General features: G+C 65.2%; 18 protein-coding genes. 11 read left to right on the top strand and 7 right to left on the bottom strand.

Going from position 1 to position 21,077, the window contains the following annotated elements:
• Positions 1 to 98 precede the first annotated feature (98 nt).
• The gene (locus tag FB478_RS11535; RefSeq protein ID WP_144600492.1) at positions 99 to 1,133 is read left to right on the top strand and encodes an AAA family ATPase; all 1,035 of its coding nucleotides are present in this window, start codon (positions 99 to 101) and stop codon (positions 1,131 to 1,133) included.
• Positions 1,134 to 1,307: 174 nt separating this feature from the next.
• Here FB478_RS11535 and FB478_RS11530 read toward each other — a convergent pair whose 3' ends face one another.
• The 4 genes from FB478_RS11530 to FB478_RS11515 form a co-directional block, all read right to left on the bottom strand.
• A complete protein-coding gene (locus FB478_RS11530) occupies positions 1,308 to 2,411 on the bottom strand; it encodes a sugar-binding protein (RefSeq protein WP_056332472.1) in 1,104 nt (367 codons plus the stop codon).
• A 46-nt stretch (positions 2,412 to 2,457) separates the two neighbouring features.
• The gene (gene mmsB / locus FB478_RS11525) at positions 2,458 to 3,741 is read right to left on the bottom strand and encodes a multiple monosaccharide ABC transporter permease (protein WP_056393436.1); all 1,284 of its coding nucleotides are present in this window, start codon (positions 3,739 to 3,741) and stop codon (positions 2,458 to 2,460) included.
• 45 nt (positions 3,742 to 3,786) lie between these two features.
• A complete protein-coding gene (gene mmsA / locus FB478_RS11520; RefSeq protein WP_144600490.1) occupies positions 3,787 to 5,346 on the bottom strand; it encodes a multiple monosaccharide ABC transporter ATP-binding protein in 1,560 nt (519 codons plus the stop codon).
• A 131-nt stretch (positions 5,347 to 5,477) separates the two neighbouring features.
• On the bottom strand, positions 5,478 to 6,668 hold the full coding sequence (locus tag FB478_RS11515; protein ID WP_018770238.1) for an ROK family transcriptional regulator: 1,191 nt from the start codon (positions 6,666 to 6,668) through the stop codon (positions 5,478 to 5,480).
• 239 nt (positions 6,669 to 6,907) lie between these two features.
• Between FB478_RS11515 and FB478_RS11510 the strand changes: the two genes are divergently transcribed.
• Positions 6,908 to 7,765 (top strand): nitrilase-related carbon-nitrogen hydrolase, encoded by an 858-nt coding sequence (locus tag FB478_RS11510; RefSeq protein ID WP_056393439.1) that lies wholly within the window; start codon positions 6,908 to 6,910, stop codon positions 7,763 to 7,765.
• Between the two features lie 6 nt (positions 7,766 to 7,771).
• Here FB478_RS11510 and FB478_RS11505 read toward each other — a convergent pair whose 3' ends face one another.
• Positions 7,772 to 9,391, bottom strand: coding sequence for a PucR family transcriptional regulator (locus tag FB478_RS11505; RefSeq protein WP_144600690.1), 1,620 nt, complete (start codon positions 9,389 to 9,391; stop codon positions 7,772 to 7,774).
• Positions 9,392 to 9,605: 214 nt separating this feature from the next.
• Here FB478_RS11505 and FB478_RS11500 point away from each other — a divergent pair, with 214 nt between their 5' ends.
• Positions 9,606 to 11,036, top strand: a complete 1,431-nt coding sequence (locus tag FB478_RS11500; RefSeq protein WP_315898342.1) for an amino acid permease — start codon at positions 9,606 to 9,608, stop codon at positions 11,034 to 11,036.
• Positions 11,033 to 12,769 carry an NAD(P)/FAD-dependent oxidoreductase gene (locus tag FB478_RS11495; RefSeq protein ID WP_186447787.1) on the top strand — a complete coding sequence of 579 codons (1,737 nt, stop codon included), beginning with the start codon at positions 11,033 to 11,035 and terminating at the stop codon, positions 12,767 to 12,769. Before FB478_RS11500 ends, FB478_RS11495 begins: the two co-directional genes overlap by 4 nt.
• A gap of 16 nt (positions 12,770 to 12,785) precedes the next feature.
• Here the strand turns inward: FB478_RS11495 and FB478_RS11490 are convergent, their stop codons facing one another.
• Complete coding sequence (locus FB478_RS11490) at positions 12,786 to 13,304, bottom strand: gamma carbonic anhydrase family protein (protein ID WP_018770233.1); 519 nt, start codon at positions 13,302 to 13,304, stop codon at positions 12,786 to 12,788.
• A 115-nt stretch (positions 13,305 to 13,419) separates the two neighbouring features.
• On the bottom strand, positions 13,420 to 14,280 hold the full coding sequence (gene purU / locus FB478_RS11485) for a formyltetrahydrofolate deformylase (protein ID WP_144600488.1): 861 nt from the start codon (positions 14,278 to 14,280) through the stop codon (positions 13,420 to 13,422).
• Positions 14,281 to 14,555: 275 nt separating this feature from the next.
• Here purU and glyA point away from each other — a divergent pair, with 275 nt between their 5' ends.
• From glyA to FB478_RS11450, 7 genes are all read left to right on the top strand, one after another.
• Entirely contained in the window at positions 14,556 to 15,854 is a 1,299-nt protein-coding gene (gene glyA, locus FB478_RS11480; protein WP_056393445.1) for a serine hydroxymethyltransferase, read from the top strand.
• Between the two features lie 3 nt (positions 15,855 to 15,857).
• Positions 15,858 to 16,760: a bifunctional methylenetetrahydrofolate dehydrogenase/methenyltetrahydrofolate cyclohydrolase gene (locus tag FB478_RS11475; RefSeq protein WP_018770230.1), complete on the top strand. Its 903-nt coding sequence runs from the start codon at positions 15,858 to 15,860 to the stop codon at positions 16,758 to 16,760.
• 161 nt (positions 16,761 to 16,921) lie between these two features.
• Positions 16,922 to 17,863, top strand: coding sequence for an ABC transporter ATP-binding protein (locus FB478_RS11470; protein WP_018770229.1), 942 nt, complete (start codon positions 16,922 to 16,924; stop codon positions 17,861 to 17,863).
• Positions 17,856 to 18,740 carry an ABC transporter permease gene (locus FB478_RS11465; RefSeq protein WP_395858347.1) on the top strand — a complete coding sequence of 295 codons (885 nt, stop codon included), beginning with the start codon at positions 17,856 to 17,858 and terminating at the stop codon, positions 18,738 to 18,740. The genes FB478_RS11470 and FB478_RS11465 overlap by 8 nt, the downstream gene beginning before the upstream one ends.
• Entirely contained in the window at positions 18,737 to 19,582 is an 846-nt protein-coding gene (locus FB478_RS11460) for an ABC transporter permease (RefSeq protein WP_144600486.1), read from the top strand. The genes FB478_RS11465 and FB478_RS11460 overlap by 4 nt, the downstream gene beginning before the upstream one ends.
• Positions 19,583 to 19,659: 77 nt before the next feature.
• Positions 19,660 to 20,223, top strand: coding sequence for a hypothetical protein (locus FB478_RS11455; RefSeq protein ID WP_144600484.1), 564 nt, complete (start codon positions 19,660 to 19,662; stop codon positions 20,221 to 20,223).
• A 10-nt stretch (positions 20,224 to 20,233) separates the two neighbouring features.
• Positions 20,234 to 21,067, top strand: a complete 834-nt coding sequence (locus FB478_RS11450; RefSeq protein WP_018770225.1) for an exodeoxyribonuclease III — start codon at positions 20,234 to 20,236, stop codon at positions 21,065 to 21,067.
• The last annotated feature ends 10 nt before the right edge of the window (positions 21,068 to 21,077 follow it).

Raw genomic sequence — 21,077 nt, 5'->3', positions numbered from 1 at the left:
AACCCTCGCTGGGCATCCTGTGCAGCAATCCGGCCCCACCTGTGTCTGGGCTGTGAAGGGCAGGGCCGGGAATCGAGTGCTGGTACTACAGTGGATGCATGGCTGCCAGCCGCAATCCGCTTGACGACCTGCGCGAAACCATCGGCCGTCTGGCCGATCAGCTCAAGCTGCCCGGTTCGGAGCGCGTCGACGACCTGGTGGGCGATCTCATGGCTGCGAGGCCCGGGCCGGCGCGGCCGCTGTCCGAGCTGCAGGCCGAGCTCGACGCCCTGGTCGGACTGGAGACAGTGAAGGAACAGGTGCGGGCGCTCGTCGCACTGCTCCAGGTCCAGGCCCGCCGTAAGGCGCACGACCTGCCGGAGGTGGCCACATCACAGCATCTGGTATTCCTCGGAAACCCGGGCACGGGCAAGACCACCGTGGCGCGGCTCCTGGCCGAGATGTACCGCGCGGTCGGCCTGCTGCAGAAAGGCCATCTGGTCGAGGTCGACCGTTCGGGCCTGGTAGGGCAGTACGTCGGCACCACCGCCATCAAGACAGACCGGGTGATCCGGCGCGCGCTGGACGGCGTCCTGTTCATTGACGAGGCCTACGCGCTGGCCCCGGAGGACGGCCGGATGGATTTCGGCCCCGAGGCGATCGAGGTCCTGCTCAAGCGGATGGAGGACCACCGCCACCGCCTGGTGGTGATTGTGGCCGGGTACCCGCGGCTGATGGAGTCCTTCCTGCTCTCGAACCCCGGACTGCGCTCCCGGTTCGCCCGTGAAATCACGTTCCCCGACTACTCCGTCGACGCACTCCAGACGATCTTCCACCGGATGCTGGCCCAGCACGAGTACAGGCTGGAGCCGGGTGCGGACCAGATGCTGCGCCGCATTTTCACCGGGCTGCACGCGGGCGAGGACTCCGGCAACGCGCGGTTCGCCCGCACATTGTTCGAGCAGGCGCTCAACCGTCAGGCGCTGCGGCTGTCGCTCGACGAGGAACAAAGTCTTGACGCGCTCGATCGTGAGGCCGTCATGACGCTCACCGCGGACGACATCGTCGGGGCCGCACTGGCCTTGGGCGAGGAGCCGGAGCCGGAACCGACGCCGGAACAGGAGCAGCCACGCTGGTGGCGCTGGCTGGTCTGACCGGATCTGCCGGCGCCGCGGCTTCGGGCTGCTCCCCGGACAGCGGACTGCCCTTAAAAAACGAAACTGCTCCCCGTAAGTCGGAACTGAATCTTCAGTCCAACTTACGGGGAGCAGTTCAGGGTGGGGCCGGGCTTCCCGGCCTCCGGGTGTACCGGCTGGTTCTAGAAGCTGTTACTTGATGATCGGTTCGAGGACCGGGTCACCTTTGTAAGCAGTCTTCACATTGGCGGCCGTCACGATGACCGGCTCCAGCAGGTAGGCGGGAACCACCTTGTTGCCATTGTTGTAGGACTTGTCGTCGTTGACCTCAGGCTTCTTGCCCGCCTGGAGGTCCTTGACCATGGTGATGGCGTGCTCAACGAGCTTGCGGGTGTCCTTATTGATGGTGGAGTACTGCTCGCCCGCAAGGATCGACTTGACGGACTCAACCTCGGAGTCCTGCCCGGTGACGACGGGAAGCGGCTTGCCGGCGGCCTTGACTGAAGTCAGGACGGCACGGGCCAGAGTGTCGTTGGGGGAGAGGACGCCGTCCAACGACTCGGTTCCGTACGATCCGGTCAGGATGGTATCCATGCGGCGCTGGGCGTTCTCAGCTTTCCAGTCCTGGGTCACAGCCTTCTCAAACGTGGTTTGGCCGGAGAGAACCTTCAGCGTGCCGTCGTCGATCTTAGCTTTCAGGACGCTCATGGCACCGTCGAAAAACACCTTTGCATTGGCATCGTCCGGCGAGCCAGCGAGAAGCTCAACGTTGTACGGGCCGGAGGGCTTCTTGGCCTTCATCCCGTCCAACAGCGCCTGTCCTTGCAGCTGGCCGACCTTGAAGTTGTCGTAAGCCACGTAGTAGTCCACATTCTCGGTGTTCAGCAGCAGGCGGTCGTAAGCGATGACCGTGGCTCCGGCGTCCTTGGCCTGCTTGAGCTGGGTACCCAGCTGGGACCCGTCCAATGCACCCACGATAACCACCTTGGCGCCCTTGGCGATCATGGCACTGATCTGGTTCTGCTGTTCGGCCACACCATTGTTGGCGAACTGGACCGTGGGTTTGAAACCGGCACTGGAAAGACCGTCGTTGAACAGCTTCTCCGCCAGGACCCAGTTCTCGCTGGTCTTCTTCGGAAGTGCCACACCGATCGCCGAGTCCTGCGGGAAGCCTCCGGCTCCCCCACTGGCGCCACCGCCAGAGTTACTGGGTTCGGAACGTCCGCAGCCCGTCAGCGCCAATGCTGCGATGGCAGCTACCGCTGCTGCCTTCCCTGCTTTGCCAAACATTCGCATTTCTTGTCCACTTTCTTTTGGGGGTGTTGGGGTCAGGAAGTCCTGCTCAGGCTTCCCTGGAGATGGTTTCTCGTGTAGAGGTGACCTCGTCCGGCTGAAGAGGGGTGCCGGGTCCGCTGGATGGACGGTTGAAGTTCTTCATCATCAATCCGATAATTGACGCCCGTCCCTGTGACTTGTTGTACACATCGATGGCAACTGCCACCAGCAGCACCAGGCCTTTGATCATGGACTGCCAGTCAGCGCCGACGCTGAGCAACTGCAGACCGTTGTTCAACACGGCCATCACCAGACCACCGACGATGGAGCCGATGACCGTACCGACGCCGCCAGTCACCGCCGCACCGCCGATGAACACTGCGGCGATGGCATCAAGTTCCCAGCCTGTGCCGTCAGAAGGTCCCGCCGAGGTGGAACGGGCAACGAAGATCATTCCGGCCAGTCCGGCGATGATGGACATGTTCATCATGACCAGGAAGTTGATCTTCTTTGACTTCACGCCGGAGAGTTCTGCCGCGTGGCGGTTGCCACCCACCGCATATACGTGCCGTCCAACGACCGTTTTCGAGGAAATGAAGCCATAAATCAAGACCAGCACAGCGAGAATGAGGCCGGGGATTGGGAAGGAGGTGCCCGGACGGCCAGTGGCGAACAGGTAGGTCGCGTACAGAATTGCGCCGCAAATCAGGACCAGCCTGAGGACGCTCACCCAGGTCTCCGAAACCTCAGCGCCGAGGGCTTTGGCCATGCGCCGGCGCCGTATTTCACTAAAGACCACGAACGCGACTGCTGCAAGTCCAAGGAGGAGCGTGAGGTTGTTGAACCCAGTGTCTGGCCCGACTTCAGGCAGGTAGCCTGCTCCGATGTACTGGAACTCCCTTGGGACAGGAATGGAGTTGGACTGGCCAACAAACTGCTGCGCCCCGCGGAAGATCAGCATGCCCGCCAAGGTGACGATGAATGCGGGGATGCCGACATAGGCCGTCCACCACCCTTGCCAGGCTCCGATAGCGGCCCCCAGGCCGAGGCCCAGGAGGATAGCCAGGTACCAAGGGAGGTTCCAGTCCCGCATCGTGATGGCCACCATCATCCCGACGAACGCCGCCACCGAGCCTACCGACAAGTCGATGTGGCCGGCGATGATCACCAGCACCATGCCGATGGCGAGGATGAGGATATAGGAGTTGCCATTGAAGAGGTTGATGACGTTACCCGGGGTAAGCGTGATGCCGCCGGTGAGCCACTGGAAGAGAACTATCAGAGCCACCAAGGCAAAGATCATCCCGAACTGGCGGGTGTCACCACCGAAGAGTTTCTTGAGCGCGTTCATTGTTTTGGTCCTTGTTTCTGGAAGGTTCTGGAAAGCTCCAGAGGGTTAGGCAGCTTTTCGAGTGGTGGAGGTCATGAGCTTCATCAGGCTTTCCTGGCTGGCTTCCTCTTTGTTGAGCACCCCGGTGATGGCACCCTCGAAGATCGTGTAGATGCGGTCCGAGAGACCCAGAAGTTCCGGCAGCTCAGAGGAAATCACGATGACGCCCTTGCCCTGGTTGGCAAGCTCCTGGATGATGCCGTAGATCTCGTACTTGGCCCCGACGTCGATGCCGCGGGTGGGTTCGTCCAGGATCAGCAGGTCGGGGTCCGTAAACATCCATTTGGCCAGGACCACCTTTTGCTGGTTGCCGCCGGACAGCTTGGCCACCCCTTCCTGTACTGAAGGGGCCTTGGTCCGCAGCGACCGACGATACTGCTCCGCCACAGCGAATTCCTGGTTGGTGTCCACCACACTGCGTTTGCTGATCTTTTCGAGGTTGGCGGAGACCGTTGTGGTCTTGATGTCGTCAAGCAAATTCAGTCCGAGGGATTTCCGGTCTTCGGTAACGTAGCCCAGTCCGGCGTCGATAGCTTGGTGGACGCTTTTGAGTGTGACTTCCTTGCCGTTGATATAGATCTGGCCGGAGACGAAATGGCCGTACGACCGGCCGAAGACGGAACGGGCCAGTTCGGTGCGGCCCGCGCCCATCAGCCCGGCGAAGCCGACGATCTCGCCGCGGCGTACAAAGAAGCTGGAATTCTTACATACCAGCCGGTCCTGGATCTGAGGATGGGCGACGGTCCAGTTCTTCACCTCGAAGAACACTTCGCCGATCTTGGGGGTGTGGTCCGGGAAGCGGGACTCGAGGGTCCGCCCCACCATGCCCTTGATAATACGGTCCTCGTCCACGCCGTCGGCCTTCACGTCAAGGGTTTCGATGGATTTGCCGTCACGGATGATGGTGATGGAGTCGGCGATCTGCTCGATCTCGTTGAGTTTGTGGGAAATGATGATGGACGTGATGCCCTTGGCCTTCAGCCCGAGCATCAGGTCCAGCAGGTGCTGGGAGTCGGACTCGTTGAGGGCGGCAGTGGGCTCGTCCAGGATCAGGATCTTCACGGACTTGTTCAGCGCTTTGGCGATCTCCACCAGCTGCTGCTTGCCTACGCCGATCTCCTTGATGGGCGTGTCCGGATCATCCCGCAGGCCCACCCTCGCCAGCAGGTCCAGTGACCGCAGCCTGGCTTCGGCCCAGTCGATCATGCCCCGCTTTGTGGGTTCGTTGCCAAGGAAGATGTTCTCCATGATGGACAGCTCCGGGATCAACGCCAGTTCCTGGTGGATGATCACGATGCCGGCGTGTTCGCTGGCCCGGATATCCCTGAACTGCTGGACCTGCCCCTGGTAGACGATGTCGCCGTCGTAGCTGCCGTAAGGGTAAACGCCGGAGAGGACTTTCATCAGGGTGGATTTGCCGGCGCCGTTCTCGCCGCAAATGGCGTGGATCTCACCGGCTTTGACCCGAAGGCTTACGTTATCCAACGCTTTAACGCCGGGGAATTCCTTGGTGATGGACCGCATCTCGAGAATGATCGGATCCGTATGCGTGGTCTGGGACGTCATGAACCCTAACCCTCCAATGCAATGACTTCTTTGTCCGGCCGGCAAAGCGCAGGGCCGTCTGAACCAAAAGTAAACTGGATCACAGCTGTTGTCGTCAAGTCTTTAACGCAATTGCTGGGTAACGATGTGGTCTACGGCTTGCGGATTCCGGCGTGCTGGAAGACCAGGGCGGCCGCGCCGAGGGCCTCTGCCCGGTCGCCCAGGGAGGACATGGTGAGGGTGGTGGTCTCCCCGATGACCGGCACCGCATGCCGGATCAGCCCCCTCCGGATTGGGTCCAGGAGGATGTCCCCCAGGCCTGCCAGCGGCCCGCCCACCACGATCACCTCGGGGTTGATCAGGTTCGCAACATTGCCCAGCGCCCGGCCCACCGCCAGTCCTGCGTCGTCCACCACGCGCAGGGTGGCGGAGTCCCTGTTCAGGGCCTTGCGGACAATATCCGCCGGCGTCAATGGCCGGTCCTCGCCCCGGCTGAGGAGCTCAATCATGGTGGTGGTGGATGCTATGGTTTCGAGGCATCCACGGTTGCCGCAGCGGCACACCAGGCCCTGTTCGTGGATGGTGGCATGGCCTATTTCGCCGGTGATTCCAACGTTGCCGTAGTACGGCGAACCGTTGAGGATCAAGCCGGCGCCGATGCCGGAACCGATCTTCAGGAACATCAGGTTGCTGACGCCGGAGTGCTGCCCCCAGGTCACCTCGGACCATGCGCCCAGATTGGCGTCGTTGTCAACGAACACGGGGATTCTCAACGTTTCCTCCAGGTGCTGAAGGATGTTGATGCCCACCCATTCGGGAAGGATGGCCCCTTGGGCCACGGTCCCGGTCCGCCGGTCAATGGGGCCCGGAATACCGACGCCGGCGCCCACCACGGAGGTGCGTTCCACCCCGCTTTCCCGGAGTAGTTTCTCCAGTAGTTCCACCGCTGCATGGATGCCCTCATCCGCCTGGTGGCCCAGCGGGAGCAGCACTGATTCTTCAGCGATGACGTGGTAGCTGAGCGAGGCCAGGACCACCCGCAGGTGCCGCCGGCCGAAGTCGATGCCGACCGCCACGGCGCCGTTGCTGTTCAGTCGCACATTCAGCGCCCGGCGCCCTGAACTGGTTATCGGCTCTGTGGATGCCAGGCCGGAGTCAAGCATGATTTTGACGATGTTCGAGACGGTGGCGGTGGAGAGCCCCGTCTGCCGGGCGAGCTCCGCCTGCGTGGACGGGCCGCCCATGAGTGCCTCAATAATCCGCTGCTGGTTCAGTTGCCGCAGGGCGGACTGGGACCCCGGATTCTTGGGCTTGCTCCTCGTTGAGCGCGTGGTTGCGGACATGCTAAGAAGATTGCCCTATCGCTGCTCTTGTAGTCAAGAAGTTAACGCATGGCCTGTACGGGCATGCAGGAAATCGGCCGTCATGAGTACCCTCCGCGGCATCTGTGCATTCCGTCCCGGCGCGCGGGCGCCCGGGTCCAAACGACCCACAATCCTCCGCTGGCGGCTGGTTAGGCTGGAACGAGAGATCAGTCGGGCCCAGCCATTTCAGATGGACGGGGATACAGAAGGTGGTAACGATGCTGCTGTCCGTCCTGCAGGCGAACGCCGTGGTCCTGGACGTCGAGGCCAACCTTCGGACCATCGACGACGCCGCCACCCGGGCTGCCCGTGCCGGTGCCCACCTGCTCCTGACGCCGGAGCTTTTCCCCGTGGGCTACGCCCCGCTGCGGGTGCGCGGCGACCTGGACCCGGCAACCTTTCCCGCTGTCCGCGAACGGCTGGCTGATATCGCCCGCCGTAACAGGATTGCCCTTGTCTACAGCCTGCCCGCCGAAGCGGCTGGGGACGGTGCCGGCGCTGGGGTCGCCGGCAGCCCCGCGTGGCACATTACAGCGACCCTGGTTGATGCCACGGGCACCGAACTCCTCAGGTATGCCAAGGTGCATCTGTTCGGCAATGAGGAACGCAAGGCGTTCGTGGCAGCCGCGCAACCTCCCGCCGTCGTGGATTTCGAGGGTGTCCGCACCTCCCTGCTGATCTGCTACGACATCGAGTTCCCCGAGGCCGCCCGGGCAGCGGCGGCCCGCGGCGCGGAACTGCTCCTGGTCCCCACTGCCCTGTCGGCCGGTTACGAGGCCGTGCCCCAGGTACTCATCCGGGCGCGGGCGCTGGAAAGCCAACTTTATGTTGCCTATGCCAACCACTGTGGGGTCGAGGACGCCTACACTTTCGGCGGCGGAAGCGTGGTGGCGGGACCCGACGGCAGGCTCCTCGCCGAAGCAGCGGACACCCCTGCAGTGCTTTTCGCGGAGATAGGCCCTGATGCGGTGCGCGCAGCCAGGGACGAGGTGCCGTACCTGCGGGAACGCCGGCCGGAGCTTTACCGGGAGTGGGAGGCCGGCCTGGCGCGGGAAGCAGGCCAGCAGGGCGGATAACCGCCTTCAGGCGCCGTTTCCCGCCGCCCCGCCGGTCAGCCCTTCGGTGTACTGCAGCGCAATCCAGAGCTCAGCCCGCACCTGCGCCTGGTTCAGGTCCATCCCCAGCATGTCGGCAATGACGCCGATCTGCCGCCGCACGCTGTTGCGGTGCAGCCCCAGCAGCTTGGCGGAACCATCCCAGCTGCCGTTTTCGCCAAGCCAGCCACGCAGGACGGCCAGCAGCGGATCGCGCCGGTCCGGTTCGAGCGCCAGGACAGGATGCAGGAGCCGCTCGGCCAGCAAGGTTCCGGCCTCACGGCCCAGCAGGCCCGTGACCGACCAGGACACCTCGTCGGCCCGCAGGCTCTGTCCACTTCGCTGGACCCGGCTGCGCAGGGACGTGGCCCGTTGGTACGCGGCGGGAAGGCTGGTCAGCTCGGTGGGTTCGCCGATCACCAGGCGCCAGCCGAGCCTCTCGACGTCGGCAAGCAGCGCGTCGTCCACCTTGAGCCGGGTCAGCGCGGCGAACCCGTAGTCGGTGATCTCCACCAGCTTGGTGTCGAACATGCGCCGCCACTCCAGCAGTTCCCTGACGGGGCTGTCTCCCGCCGGCCACTCCGGGGCATCCACCTTGACGCCTTGAAGCACGCGGATGGGCGCGGACCGGGTGGAAGACAGGCTCTGCGCCAGCAGGTCCTTGAGCCCGTTGACGTGCTTGCTCCCGCCGGTGGTGAGGCTCTCGGGGTGCAGCAGGACGGCGGTGGCCAGCTGGCTGGGGGCGAGCGAGCCACTGGTTCGCTGCCGGACCAGCAGCTCCAGCAGTCCGACGGCGGACTGGACCACGTTGTTCTGGGCGGGGGTCAGCGGATCGTCCGAGCCCAGGATCAGGGCACCGAGGTTGGCGTCCCTGGTGCTCCGCAGCGGATGGCCCACCACCAGCGCCGAGCCGGGTTGGTCAAAGCCGTCCATTTCCACCCGGGGGCCACGGCCGGACAGCAGCCGTTCCAGCATGGGTTCCAGCAGGGAAAGTTCGACGGCGGTGCTGCCGCCGGCGCTGGTGCCCCGGGCCCGGACCCGGCCGTCCGCTCCCACCATCACGGCCCACACGGGCACGCGCTGGACCAGCGCAGCCAGTAGTTCGTGCTCCGGTTTGGGGGAGAGGACGGCGCGCATGAGCTGCCGGTTGGTCTCTGCCAGCTGCCGGAAGACCCTGGCGTTGTCGGTTTCCAGGAGCTGGGAAAACTGCAGGCCGATCGCCGCGAAGGGAAGCGACTCGGGCACCTCGAACAAGGTGAGGTTGTGCCGCCGGCACGCGTCGAGGACCACCTCCGGGACGGCGTCGAAGTACGGCCTGATCCCGAAGCCCAGGGCCGCCACCTTGGCCTCCACCAGCCGGCGGACATAGGCGTCCACGCTGGCGGGTGATCCCCCGTCACCAAGGAAGGGGAGGCCGGCGGTGAGCAGGAATTCCCCCTCCGGAAGGTAGGGCGTGGGGTCCTCCAGCTCACTGGGCTCAACCCACCGCAGCAGCCGGCCGCCGCTGCCGCCGTCGTGAAGCATTGTCAACAGCGGCGGCAGCTGGTCGAGGAACTGCTGGAGGGTGACGAAGCTCAGCCGTCCTGACGTGGCCGGCTCAGCGGACATCATGTGCATTAAGTCTCATGGTGGATCACTATAAGTCATTTTGCACCGCGCTGAGAGTTGGCTCACATGCCAACCTTGGGAAGGGGAAACCGACAACTACTCTGAAGGGACGTCAACGGTGACTGTGCCTGTGACCACCGAAAAAACTCTTGTGCCAAGCGGCGTGCGGCCCAGCCTCCGGACACAGCTGCTGCGCCGTAAACCGATCGGCCAGATGGTCAGTGAGGCCGGAACAGGCCAGGACGGCACTGGACTGGTTCGCAGTTTCGGCGTCCTCCACCTGACCATGATCAGCGTGGGCGCCACCCTGGGGACCGGCATCCTGGTGATCCTTGGCGAGTCGGTTCCGTTGGCTGGCCCGGCCATCTGGATCTCGTTCGTCATCGCCGGCCTGGCCGCGCTGCTCTCAGCGGTGTCCTACGCCGAAATGGCAGGCCTGGTCCCCGTCGCGGGCTCCAGCTACTCCTACTCCTACGCCACCATGGGCGAGGGGATGGCCTGGATCTGCGGGTGGTGCCTTGTCCTTGAATACGCCGTCTCCGTCGCTGCCGTAGCTGTGGGGGCAGGGCAGTACGTCAACGAGGCGCTGGCAGCGTTCGGCCAGGTGCTGCCCGATGCCATGTCGCAGCCGCCCGGGGACGGCGGACTGGTGAACATCCCAGCGGTGGCCATCGTGGTGCTGGCCATGGTCCTGCTGGTCCGCGGCGCCCGTGAAAGCGCCTGGATCAACACCGCCGTCGTCATCATCAAGATCGGCATCCTGCTGTTCTTCTGCGCTGTTGCCTTTACCGCCTTCAACGCCGGCAACTTCGAACCGCTCCTTCCCATGGGTGCCGCAGGTGTGTCCGCGGCCGCTTCCCGGGTGTTCTTTTCCTACATCGGTTTCGACGCGGCATCCACTGCGGGCGAAGAGGCCAGGAACCCCAAACGCGATCTTCCCCGCGCCATCCTGCTGTCCATGGTGATCGTCACCAGCATCTACGTCCTCGTGGCCGTCGCCGCCATCGGTGCCCGGCCCTGGGGCTGGTTCGACGGCACCGAAGCCGCCCTGGTCCAGATCCTGGAGGAGACCACCAACCAGCCGTGGATCGCCTTGGTCTTTTCGGTCGGCGCTGTCCTTGCGATCGCCAGCATCGTGCTCACGGTCCTGTATGGCCAAACCCGCATCCTGCTCTCGATGTCCCGGGACGGCCTGGTGCCCGAGGTCTTTGGACGCGTCTCCGCCCGGACCGGCACCCCGGCCGCAGGAACCCTGATTGTCGGCACCGCCGTCGCACTCACCGCGGGCCTGGTCCCGCTCGGCGCCCTCGCCGATGCCACCAGCATCGGAACCCTGTTCGCCTTCGCGCTGGTCAATGTCGCCGTCATCTACCTGCGGCGCAACCGGCCGGACCTCAAGCGAAGCTTCCGGGTGCCGCTGTATCCCCTGACTCCCGTGCTGGGCACGCTGATGTGCGCCTACCTGATGGCCAACCTTGGAGCCGATACCTGGGTTGTCTTTGGTGCCTGGATGCTGGTGGGGATCGCCATCTACTTCGGCTATGGACGCCGGAACTCGAAGGTAGCGGCTCTCAGTGAGCTCGACTACCGTGAACTGACCGCCAAGGCCCCACGCCAGGAACCTGTGAAAGCAGAACTATCATGACAACCGCCACCGAACTGCCGGCCTTCGACCCCTCCAGCACCTCCGCGGCTCCCGCAGGCGCCGCCGGACGGGGCATCGCCGGAAACGCGGCCCCCATCACCATGCTGAACCCCGACTTTCCGTTCAGCTACGACCACTACCTGGCCCACCCCGATGGCCTGGGTTCCGTCCCGCCGGAGCTTTACGGCACGGAAGTCGCCGTCATCGGCGCCGGCCTCTCCGGCCTGGTGACCGCCTATGAACTGATGAAACTGGGACTGCGGCCCGTGGTCTATGAAGCGGACCAGATCGGCGGGCGGCTCCGCACCGCCGCCTTCCCCGCAGCGCCCGGAGTGGTGGCGGACCTGGGCGGGATGCGCTTCCCGGTATCGGGCAAGGCCTTCTACCATTACGTGGACCTGCTGGGCCTGGAGACCCAGGAGTTCCCAAACCCCCTCGCCGAGGCCACGTCCAGCACCGTGATCGAGCTGGCCGGCAAGAAGCACTATGCGGAGAAGCCGGGCGACCTTCCGCCGTTCTTCCGCGAGGTGGCCGACGCCTGGAAGGCCGCGGTCAATGACGGCGCCAAGTTCGTCGAAATGCAGGACGCCATCCGGGCCCGGGACATGGCCCGCATCAAGGACCTCTGGAACGAACTGCTGCCGCTCATGGACGAGCAGACCTTCTACGGCTTCATCGCAGCCAGCGAGTCCTTCAAGAAGGCAGGCTTCGCCCACCGGGAGGCCTTTGGCCAGGTGGGGTTCGGCACCGGCGGCTGGGACACCGACTTCCCCAACTCCATCCTGGAAATCCTTCGCGTGGTCTACACCGACGCGGACGACCAGCACCGGCTGATCCGCGGGGGAGCACAGCGCCTGCCCGAGGCACTCTGGCAGCACGCGCCGTCGGACATGGTGCACTGGCCCGCCGGCACCTCCCTTTCCTCGCTGCACTCCGGATCGCCCCGCGGTGCCGTGGGAAGGATCAGCCGCGACCCGGACGGGAACCTGCGGATCCGTGAACGCTGGGGCCGCGAGGCCAGCTACCCGGCGGTGGTGACCACCTGCCAGTCCTGGCTGCTGTCCACCCGGATCCACACGGAGGAGGCCTTGTTCCCGGCCGAGCTGTGGACCGCGATGGAGCGCTCGCACTACATGCAGTCCTCCAAGACGTTCGTCATGGTGGACCGGCCGTTCTGGAAGGACATCGACCCGGACACCGGCAACGAGGTCCTGTCCATGACGCTGACCGACAGGCTGAACCGCGCCACCTACCTGCTGGACAACGGCCCTGACCAGCCCGCCGTCATCCTGCTCTCCTACACCTGGAACGACGACGCGCTGAAGTGGCTGGCCCTGGACGCCGACGAACGCGTGGAACTGATGCTGCACTCGCTCGAACAGATCTACCCCGGAGTGGACATCGCAGGGCACATCGTGGGCCAGCCCATCACCGTGTCCTGGGAGGCGGACCCCAACTTCATGGGTGCCTTCAAAGCCAACCTCCCCGGCCACTACCGCTACCAGCAGAGGTTGTTCACCCACTTCAAGCAGGACAAACTGCCGGAGTCCCAGCGCGGCATCTTCCTGGCCGGCGACGACGTCTCCTTCACCGCCGGCTGGGCGGAAGGCGCCGTCACCACGGGGCTGAACGCGGTGTGGGGCGTGGTGAAGCACCTGGGCGGGTCCTCCGCGCCGGGCAACCCCGGCCCGGGCGACCTGCTGGACGAGTTCGGGCCCATCAGCCTGGACTGATGCAGGCCGGACTGGGTCAGGCGTGGAGCTCGCGGTGTTTCGCCGCGAGTTCCACGTAGCGCGCCGCATTGGCGCGGACGCCGTCGAACTCTTCATCCGTGAGTTCGCGGCGCACCTTGGCGGGCACGCCCGCCACCAGCGACCGGGGCGGAACCACCGTTCCTTCAAGCACGACGGCGCCGGCCGCCACCAGCGAGCCGGCGCCGATCACGGCGCCGTTGAGGACGGTGGCGCCCATGCCGATCAGGCAGTCGTCCTCCACCGTGCAGCCATGGACGACGGCGGCGTGCCCCACGCTGACCCGTTCGCCCACCGTGCAGGGGAAGCCGGGGTCGGCGTGCAGCACCACGTTGTCCTGCAGGTTGCTGCCGGCACCCACGGTGATGGCCGCGGTGTCGGCGCGGACGGAGACGCCGTAGAAGGCACTGGAATCCGGTCCCAGGCTGGCGTTGCCGATGATCGAGGCCGACGGGGCTACGAACGCTGAGTCATGGACAGCCGGGGAATTTCCGGCGAAAGGGTACAGAGGAGCCATGGCTTCACCATAAGCCACCCCTGCACCCAACTGACTCGCAGTAGATGCCGTTTTGAGGCCCCAAAACGGCATCTACTGCTACCTAGTTGAAGACCACCGTCAGTTGAAGACCGCGTCAGTTGAAGACCACCGTCCGGTTGCCGTCCAGGAGCACGCGGTGCTCGGCGTGCCACTGCACGGCCTGGACCAGCGTGCGCCCCTCCACGTCGCGGCCGATCTGCACGAACTGCTCAGGGGTGCGGGCGTGGTCCACCCGGATGACTTCCTGTTCGATGATGGGCCCCTCATCCAGGGCGGCCGTCACATAGTGAGCCGTGGCACCGATCAGCTTCACGCCGCGGGCATGTGCCTGGTGGTACGGCTTGGCGCCCTTGAAGGAGGGCAGGAACGAGTGGTGGATGTTGATGGCCTTGCCGGTCAGCTCGGTGCAGAGTTCATCGGAGAGGATCTGCATGTAGCGGGCCAGCACGGTCAACTCGATATCGTGCTCCGCGATGATGGCGCGCAGTTTGTCCTCCGCCTGCACCTTGGTGTCCTTGGTCACCGGGATGTAGTGGAAGGGGATGCCGTAGAACTCGGCCAGCCCGGCGAGATCCTGGTGGTTGGACACAATGGCGGGAATCTCAATGGGCAGGGTGCCCGAGCGCTGCTGGAACAGCAGGTCGTTGAGGCAGTGGGCAGAAGTGCTGGCCATAACCAGGGTGCGCACCTTGTCGCCAACAGTATTGAGGTTCCACTGCATGGAGAAGGCCTCCGCCACTGGCTCCAGCGCGGCACGGAGCTCCGACTTGGGGGCTGCAGTGGTCACCTCAACGCGCATGAAGAAGTTCCCGGTTGAAGGGCTGCCGTACTGCTGCGAATCCGTGATGTTGCACCCCGCCACCAGCAGCGCTCCGGCCACCGCGTGGACGATTCCGGGACGGTCCGGGCAGGACAGGGTTACAACGTACGCTTGGTTCAGCTGCTCTTCATTCACGCGTAATAGCCTACCCGCGCCGGGGGCGCCGGTTTTGGTAGGCTGGGATGGTCGCAACTGGCGTTGGGTGGCTAACCACCAGGGAGCGGCAATCACGAAGACCACGGATCGTACGCCTGGGCCGAGGGTCATGTTTTGCCGGAAATGGGGCTGCACCCGCGTCAGCGCAGCAGTGCCATGCCGAGCTTTCACGCCCTGTCATCAACGCGGTGCGAAAGTGCGCCACCCGGTAGCCTGACCTAAGCAGTGCCCATATCCCTAGCCAGGAGTTCTCCGTGACTACTACAGCCACCTCAACCACAGCCGTGAGCAACCAGCCGTTGGCTGAGCTCGATCCCGAAATTGCAGCAGTCCTGGACCAGGAGCTCGGCCGCCAGCGCGGCACCCTGGAGATGATTGCCTCCGAAAACTTTGCGCCCCGCGCCGTGATGGAAGCCCAGGGCTCCGTCCTCACCAACAAGTACGCCGAGGGCTACCCGGGCCGCCGCTACTACGGCGGCTGTGAATACGTCGACATCGCAGAGCAGCTGGCCATCGACAGGGTCAAGGCACTGTTCGGCGCCGAATACGCCAACGTCCAGCCGCACTCCGGCGCGCAGGCCAACGCCGCCGCCCTCTCCGCCATGATCACCCCGGGCGACAAGATCCTGGGCCTGTCCCTGGCCCACGGCGGGCACCTGACCCACGGCATGAAGCTGAACTTCTCCGGCAAGCTGTACCAGGTGGCCGCCTACCAGGTTGAGGAAGACACCTTCCGCATCGACATGGACAAGCTCCGCGAGCAGGCCATCGCCGAAAAGCCGCAGGTCATCATCGCCGGCTGGTCCGCCTACCCGCGCCATCTCGACTTCGCCGCCTTCCGCTCCATCGCCGATGAGGTTGGCGCGCTGCTCTGGACCGACATGGCGCACTTCGCCGGACTGGTTGCCGCCGGACTGCACCCGAGCCCGGTGCCGCACTCCGACGTCGTCACCTCCACCGTGCACAAGACCCTGGCCGGGCCCCGCTCGGGTGTGATCCTGGCCAAGGAACAGTGGGCCAAGAAGCTGAACTCCAGCGTCTTCCCGGGCCAGCAGGGCGGGCCGCTGATGCACGTCATCGCCGCCAAGGCCGTGGCCTTCAAGATTGCCGGCACGCAGGAATTCAAGGAGCGCCAGGAGCGCGTCCTGGAAGGCGCCCGGATCATCGCCGACCGCCTGAACCAGGCCGACGTGTCAGAGGCCGGCGTCTCCGTCCTCACCGGCGGCACGGACGTCCACCTGGTGCTCGTGGACCTTCGCAACTCGCAGCTGGACGGCCAGCAGGCAGAAGACCTGCTGCACTCGGTGGGCATCACCGTCAACCGCAACGCCGTGCCGTTCGACCCCCGCCCGCCGATGGTCACCTCCGGCCTGCGCATCGGCACCCCGGCCCTGGCCACCCGCGGCTTCGGTGCCGCCGAATTCACCGAGGTGGCCGAGATCATCGCCACCGCCCTCAAGGCAGGCACCAGCGCCGACGTCGAGGCCCTGCAGGCCCGCGTGGACAAGCTGGCAGCCGACTTCCCGCTCTACCCGCAGCACGAGCAGTGGTAACCGATGGCTGAAACCACAACCGCACAGATCCTTGACGGCAAGGCTACCGCCGCCGCCATCAAGGCCGAGCTGACCGAACGAGTGGCCGCACTCAAGGCCAAGGGCGTCACGCCCGGCATCGCCACTGTGCTGGTGGGAGCGGACCCCGCCTCGCAGCTGTACGTGTCCATGAAGCACAAGCAGTCCGAGCAGATCGGGATGAACTCCATCCAGCGTGAGCTTCCGGCCGATGCCACGCAGGAACAGGTGGAGGCCCTCATTGACGAACTCAATGCGGACCCGGCCTGCCACGGCTACATTGTGCAGTTGCCGCTGCCCAAGCACCTGGACACGGACGCCATCCTGGAGCGCATCGATCCCGCCAAGGATGCCGACGGCCTGCACCCCACCAACCTTGGCCGGCTGGTGCTGAACGTCAACAACAAGATCACCACGCCGCTGCCGTGCACCCCCCGCGGGGTCATCGAGCTCCTGGAGCGCAACGGATACAGCCTGGCAGGCAAGCACGTTGTGGTGGTGGGGCGCGGCGTCACGATCGGCCGCTCCATCGGCCTGCTGCTCACGCGGCGCGAGGTGAACGCCACCGTGACCCTGACCCATACCGGGACCAGGAACCTGTCAGAACTGCTGCGGCAGGCGGACGTCATCGTGGGCGCGGCCGGTGTGAAGCACATCGTCAAGGCCGCGGACGTAAAGCCGGGCGCAGCGGTGCTGGATGTCGGCGTTACCCGCGAGACCGATCCGGACACCGGCAAGAGCCGCGTCTACGGCGACATCGACCCCGCCGCCGCCGATGTGGCCGGCTGGATTTCGCCGAACCCCGGGGGTGTCGGTCCCATGACCGTGGCGCTGCTGATGACCAACGTGGTGGAGGCCGCCGAACGCGCGGCAGCCAACGCGCACTAGTCCCCGGCACTAAGTGCACGACGGCGGCACGGTACCTTCCGCAGGGAAGGCGCCGTGCCGCCGTCGTCCGTTTCAACGTAACTGCAAGCACACTTCCACCTGCGCCGCGCCTCCACTAGTCTGCACAGGTGCACAACCACGCCCTTACCCCCTCCGGCACGATGACCGGGGGCCCGCCGTCCGGCACCGTCATCTCCGCCGAAAACCTGACCAAGACTTACGGCGACGTGGCCGCCGTGGACGGCATCTCGTTCACCGTGCAAGCGGGGGAGTCCTTCGGCCTCCTGGGGCCCAACGGCGCGGGCAAATCCACCACCATGAAGATGATCGGCGGCGTGACCCGCCGGTCCGCCGGCCGGCTCACCATCATGGGCCTGGACCCGGACACGCACGGACCCGAGGTACGCGCCCACCTGGGCGTGGTTCCGCAGCAGGACAACCTGGACGAGGAACTCCGCGTCCGCGACAACCTCCTGGTCTACGGCCGCTACTTCGGCCTGCCCATGAGCTACCTCAGGCCCAAGGCCGATGAACTGCTGGAGTTCGCACAGCTGACGGACAAAGCGAGATCCAAGGTGGACGCGCTCTCCGGCGGCATGAAACGCCGCCTGACCATCGCCCGTTCCCTGATCAACGAGCCGCAGATCCTGCTGCTGGACGAGCCCACCACGGGCCTGGATCCCCAGGCCCGGCACATCCTGTGGGACCGCCTGTTCCGGCTCAAGGAGCAGGGCGTCACCCTGATCCTCACCACCCATTACATGGATGAGGCCGAGCAGCTCTGCGACCGGCTGATCGTGGTGGACAAGGGCCGGATCATGGCCGAGGGCTCGCCCGCGCAGCTGATCCGCGGGCATTCCACCCGGGAGGTGGTGGAACTGCGGTTTGGTTCCGAGCGGAACGCCGCGATCGCGTCCCGGCTGGAAGGCATCGGGGAACGGCTTGAGGTGCTGCCGGACCGGGTGCTGATGTACGCGCACGACGGCGAGTCAGCCCTTGAGCAGGTGTCGGCCCGCGGCCTGAGGCCGCTGACATCGCTGGTCCGGCGGTCGTCGCTGGAGGATGTTTTCCTTCGGCTCACCGGCAGGAGCCTCATTGACTGATAGGCAGGCGTCCGGGCGGCAGCCGACCGGAGGGCAGGCAGGGGCCGCGCAGCCGGGCGGCCTGCGCGCGCATGCGCCGGCGGTTTCGGCGGCAAGGGCGCGGCGCTGGGGCTCCTTCTACTATGCCGAGCAGGTGCTCCGGGTGATGAAGGGTTACAGCTGGTCCATCCTGATGTACAGCGTGGGCCAACCGGTGGCGTACCTCTTCGCCATGGGGGTGGGACTGGCCACCCTGGTGGATACCGGCAACGCGGCCTTTGGCGGCGTGTCCTACCTCGCCTTTATCGCCCCGGCGCTGCTGGTGTCCGCCGCCGTGATGACGGCAGCCAACGAGTTCACTTTTCCCGTCATGGCAGGGTTCAAATGGCGCCGGGTCTACTACGGCCCGCACGCGTCGCCGCTGACGCCGCAGCAGATCGCCGCCGGGCAGGTCATGGCCGTGACGCTGCGCCTGGTGCTGCAGTCGGCCATCTACTTCGCGGCCGTGGCACTGTTCGGTGCCTCGCCGTCGGGCTGGGGCTGGGCCGGGATACTGGTGGCCACCCTGACAGGGCTGGCCTTCGGGCTGCCGCTGATGGCATATTCCGCATCGATCACCGAAGACAAGGGGCAGTTCGCACTGGTGATGCGGTTCATCGTGATGCCGCTCTTCCTGTTCTCCGGGACGTTCTTCCCGCTGGACAACCTGCCGTTGGCGGTCCGCTGGGTGGGCTGGATTTCGCCCATCTGGCATGGCACCGAACTGGGCCGGGTGCTCAGCTTCGGATACCGCGAACCGGCGATCCTCAGCGTGCTCCATGCGGCCGTCCTGGCGGGGTTGGCAGTCACCGGCTGGGTCCTGACGCGGCGCCGGTTTGCCCTGAGGATGGGCCAGTGAGCACATTTTCCGGTCCCGCCGGCGCCTCCCGGAGCGCCGCGGAGCAAGCCCGCAGCCGCACTTTCGGGCCCCTGTATTCAGGCAATGCCAGGGCAGTCATTGCCCGTGGGCTGATGGCCACACGGAGCACCAACTGGCTGGTGATGCTGTCCGGGTTCTTTGAGCCGGTGCTGTTCCTCCTTTCCATGGGGGTGGGACTGGGCGCGATCGTTGGCAGCGTCCAGGGACCCAACGGAACCACCATCAGCTATGCGGCCTACATCGCACCGGCACTGCTGGCCGTCTCCGCGATGAACGGCGCCGTCTATGACTCCACCTGGAACGTCTTCTTCAAGATGAACTTCGCCAAGCTCTACCAGGGCATGCTGTATACGTCCCTGGGCCCGCTGGACGTGGCGCTTGGCGAGATCTTCCTGGCCCTGCTGCGGGGGATGCTCTATGCCACCGGCTTCACTGCGGTCATGGGCATCATGGGACTGATCACCACGCCCTGGGCACTGCTGATGATCCCAGCCTCGGTGCTGATCGCCTTTGGGTTCGCCAGCCTGGGCATGGGCATCACCAGCTTCCTCAAGACCTTCCAGCAGATGGACTGGATCAACTTCATCCTGCTGCCCATGTTCCTGTTCAGCGCCACGTTCTACCCGCTCAGCGTCTACCCACAACCCATCCAGTGGTTCATCCAGGCCATGCCGCTCTGGCACGGGGTGGAACTGCTGCGGCAGATCAGTGTGGGCACTTTTACGGCTGCCACGCCACTGCATGTTGGCTACTACCTGGTGATGACCGCCGTGGGGATGCTGCTGACCACATTGCGCCTGCGGAGTTTGTTCCTGAAATAGCCTGCCCGGCGAGCTGCCCTGTTCGCCGGGGGTGGAAGGCGGCGGGAGCACAGTCCGCCGTTTGAGACAATGGCTGCATGCGAACTTTGGGCAGCTCCTCGTCATCTTCCAAACCCGCCCGGGGCGGTTTTTCCATGTTCCGGATCAGCGGGCCGGGCCTGATGGTCCTGGTGACGGCGTTCATTGTGGCCGTGATCTTCGCCGCAAACCAGAACGACGTGGTGGGCTGGGTTGTCGCCATCATCGCCGCCTTCTGGCTGGCACTGGCTGCGTTCGTGGTCTTCAGCATCCAGCGGGCCGCCAGGAAAGCGGGCGCAAAGCTGTCCGAAGCCCAGAGCGCCTTCAACACCGCCACCGGCCGCGTACCGGCCCGCACCTCCGCCGACCACGGCGGCACCCGGGTGGTCTACGAACGTTCCGAGGCAGACGAGGTGCGCGACCTGAAGCTGGACCATTCCTTCAAGATCGTCCAGGTGCAGGTCCGCGTGGTGGAGGAGGAGCGGGCCAAGGGCGCCGACGCCAACCAGGACACGATCAACCGCGCCCTTGAAACCATCGAGATCACAGCCACCAACGCCCGGGACATGATCAAGTCCTCCGGCGGCAGCGGGGAGCCGGTGACCGGAACCATCATCGACTAGAGTGGAGCGGGTGAGCTCGGCATTGAACAAGGACCACCTTCGCATCGCATCCGTCAACGTAAACGGCCTCCGGGCTGCCTACAAGAACGGTATGGCGGCCTGGCTTGAGCCGCGGGAAGTGGACATCCTCTGCCTGCAGGAGGTCCGAGCCCCTGACGCCGTCGTCCGGCAACTGTTGGGGGAGGACTGGCATATCCTGCACGCGGAAGCGGAAGCAAAAGGCCGTGCCGGCGTCGCCATTGCCTCCCGCCAGGAGCCCCTGGCCACCAGGAACGGCATCGGTGACGACTACTTCGCCACCGCCGGGCGCTGGGTTGAAGCCGACTTCCGCGTCCCCGACGCCGCAGGGAACCCCGTGCAGCTCACGGTTGCCAGCGCCTATGTGCATTCCGGTGAAGTGGGGACGCCCAAGCAGGATGACAAGTTCCGCTTCCTGGACGTCATGACCACCCGCCTGCCGGAACTGACCAAGCACAGCGACCACGCCCTGGTGGTGGGCGACCTCAACGTGGCGCACACCCCCCGTGACATCAGGAACTCCAAGGGCAACCTCAAGAAGGCCGGGCACCTGCCGGAGGAACGCGCCTACTTCGACCGGTTCTTCGGTGAGGAGATCGGCTGGCATGACGTCCACCGGACCCTGGCAGGGGATGTCGACGGGCCCTACACATGGTGGTCCTGGCGCGGCAAGGCATTCGACAACGACACCGGCTGGCGCATCGACTACCACATGGCCACCCCCGAACTGGCGGCCTCCGCCATTTCGGCTGTCGTGGACCGTGCAGCCTCCTGGGACACCCGCTTCTCCGATCACGCCCCGCTGGTAGTGGATTACCAGCTCTAAGCCCGAAAGT

Source organism: Arthrobacter sp. AG367 (assembly GCF_007828995.1).
GTDB lineage: Bacteria > Actinomycetota > Actinomycetes > Actinomycetales > Micrococcaceae > Arthrobacter.
Note: the sequence above shows the minus strand (reverse complement) of the source record. Positions and strands in the feature narration are given on the sequence as shown.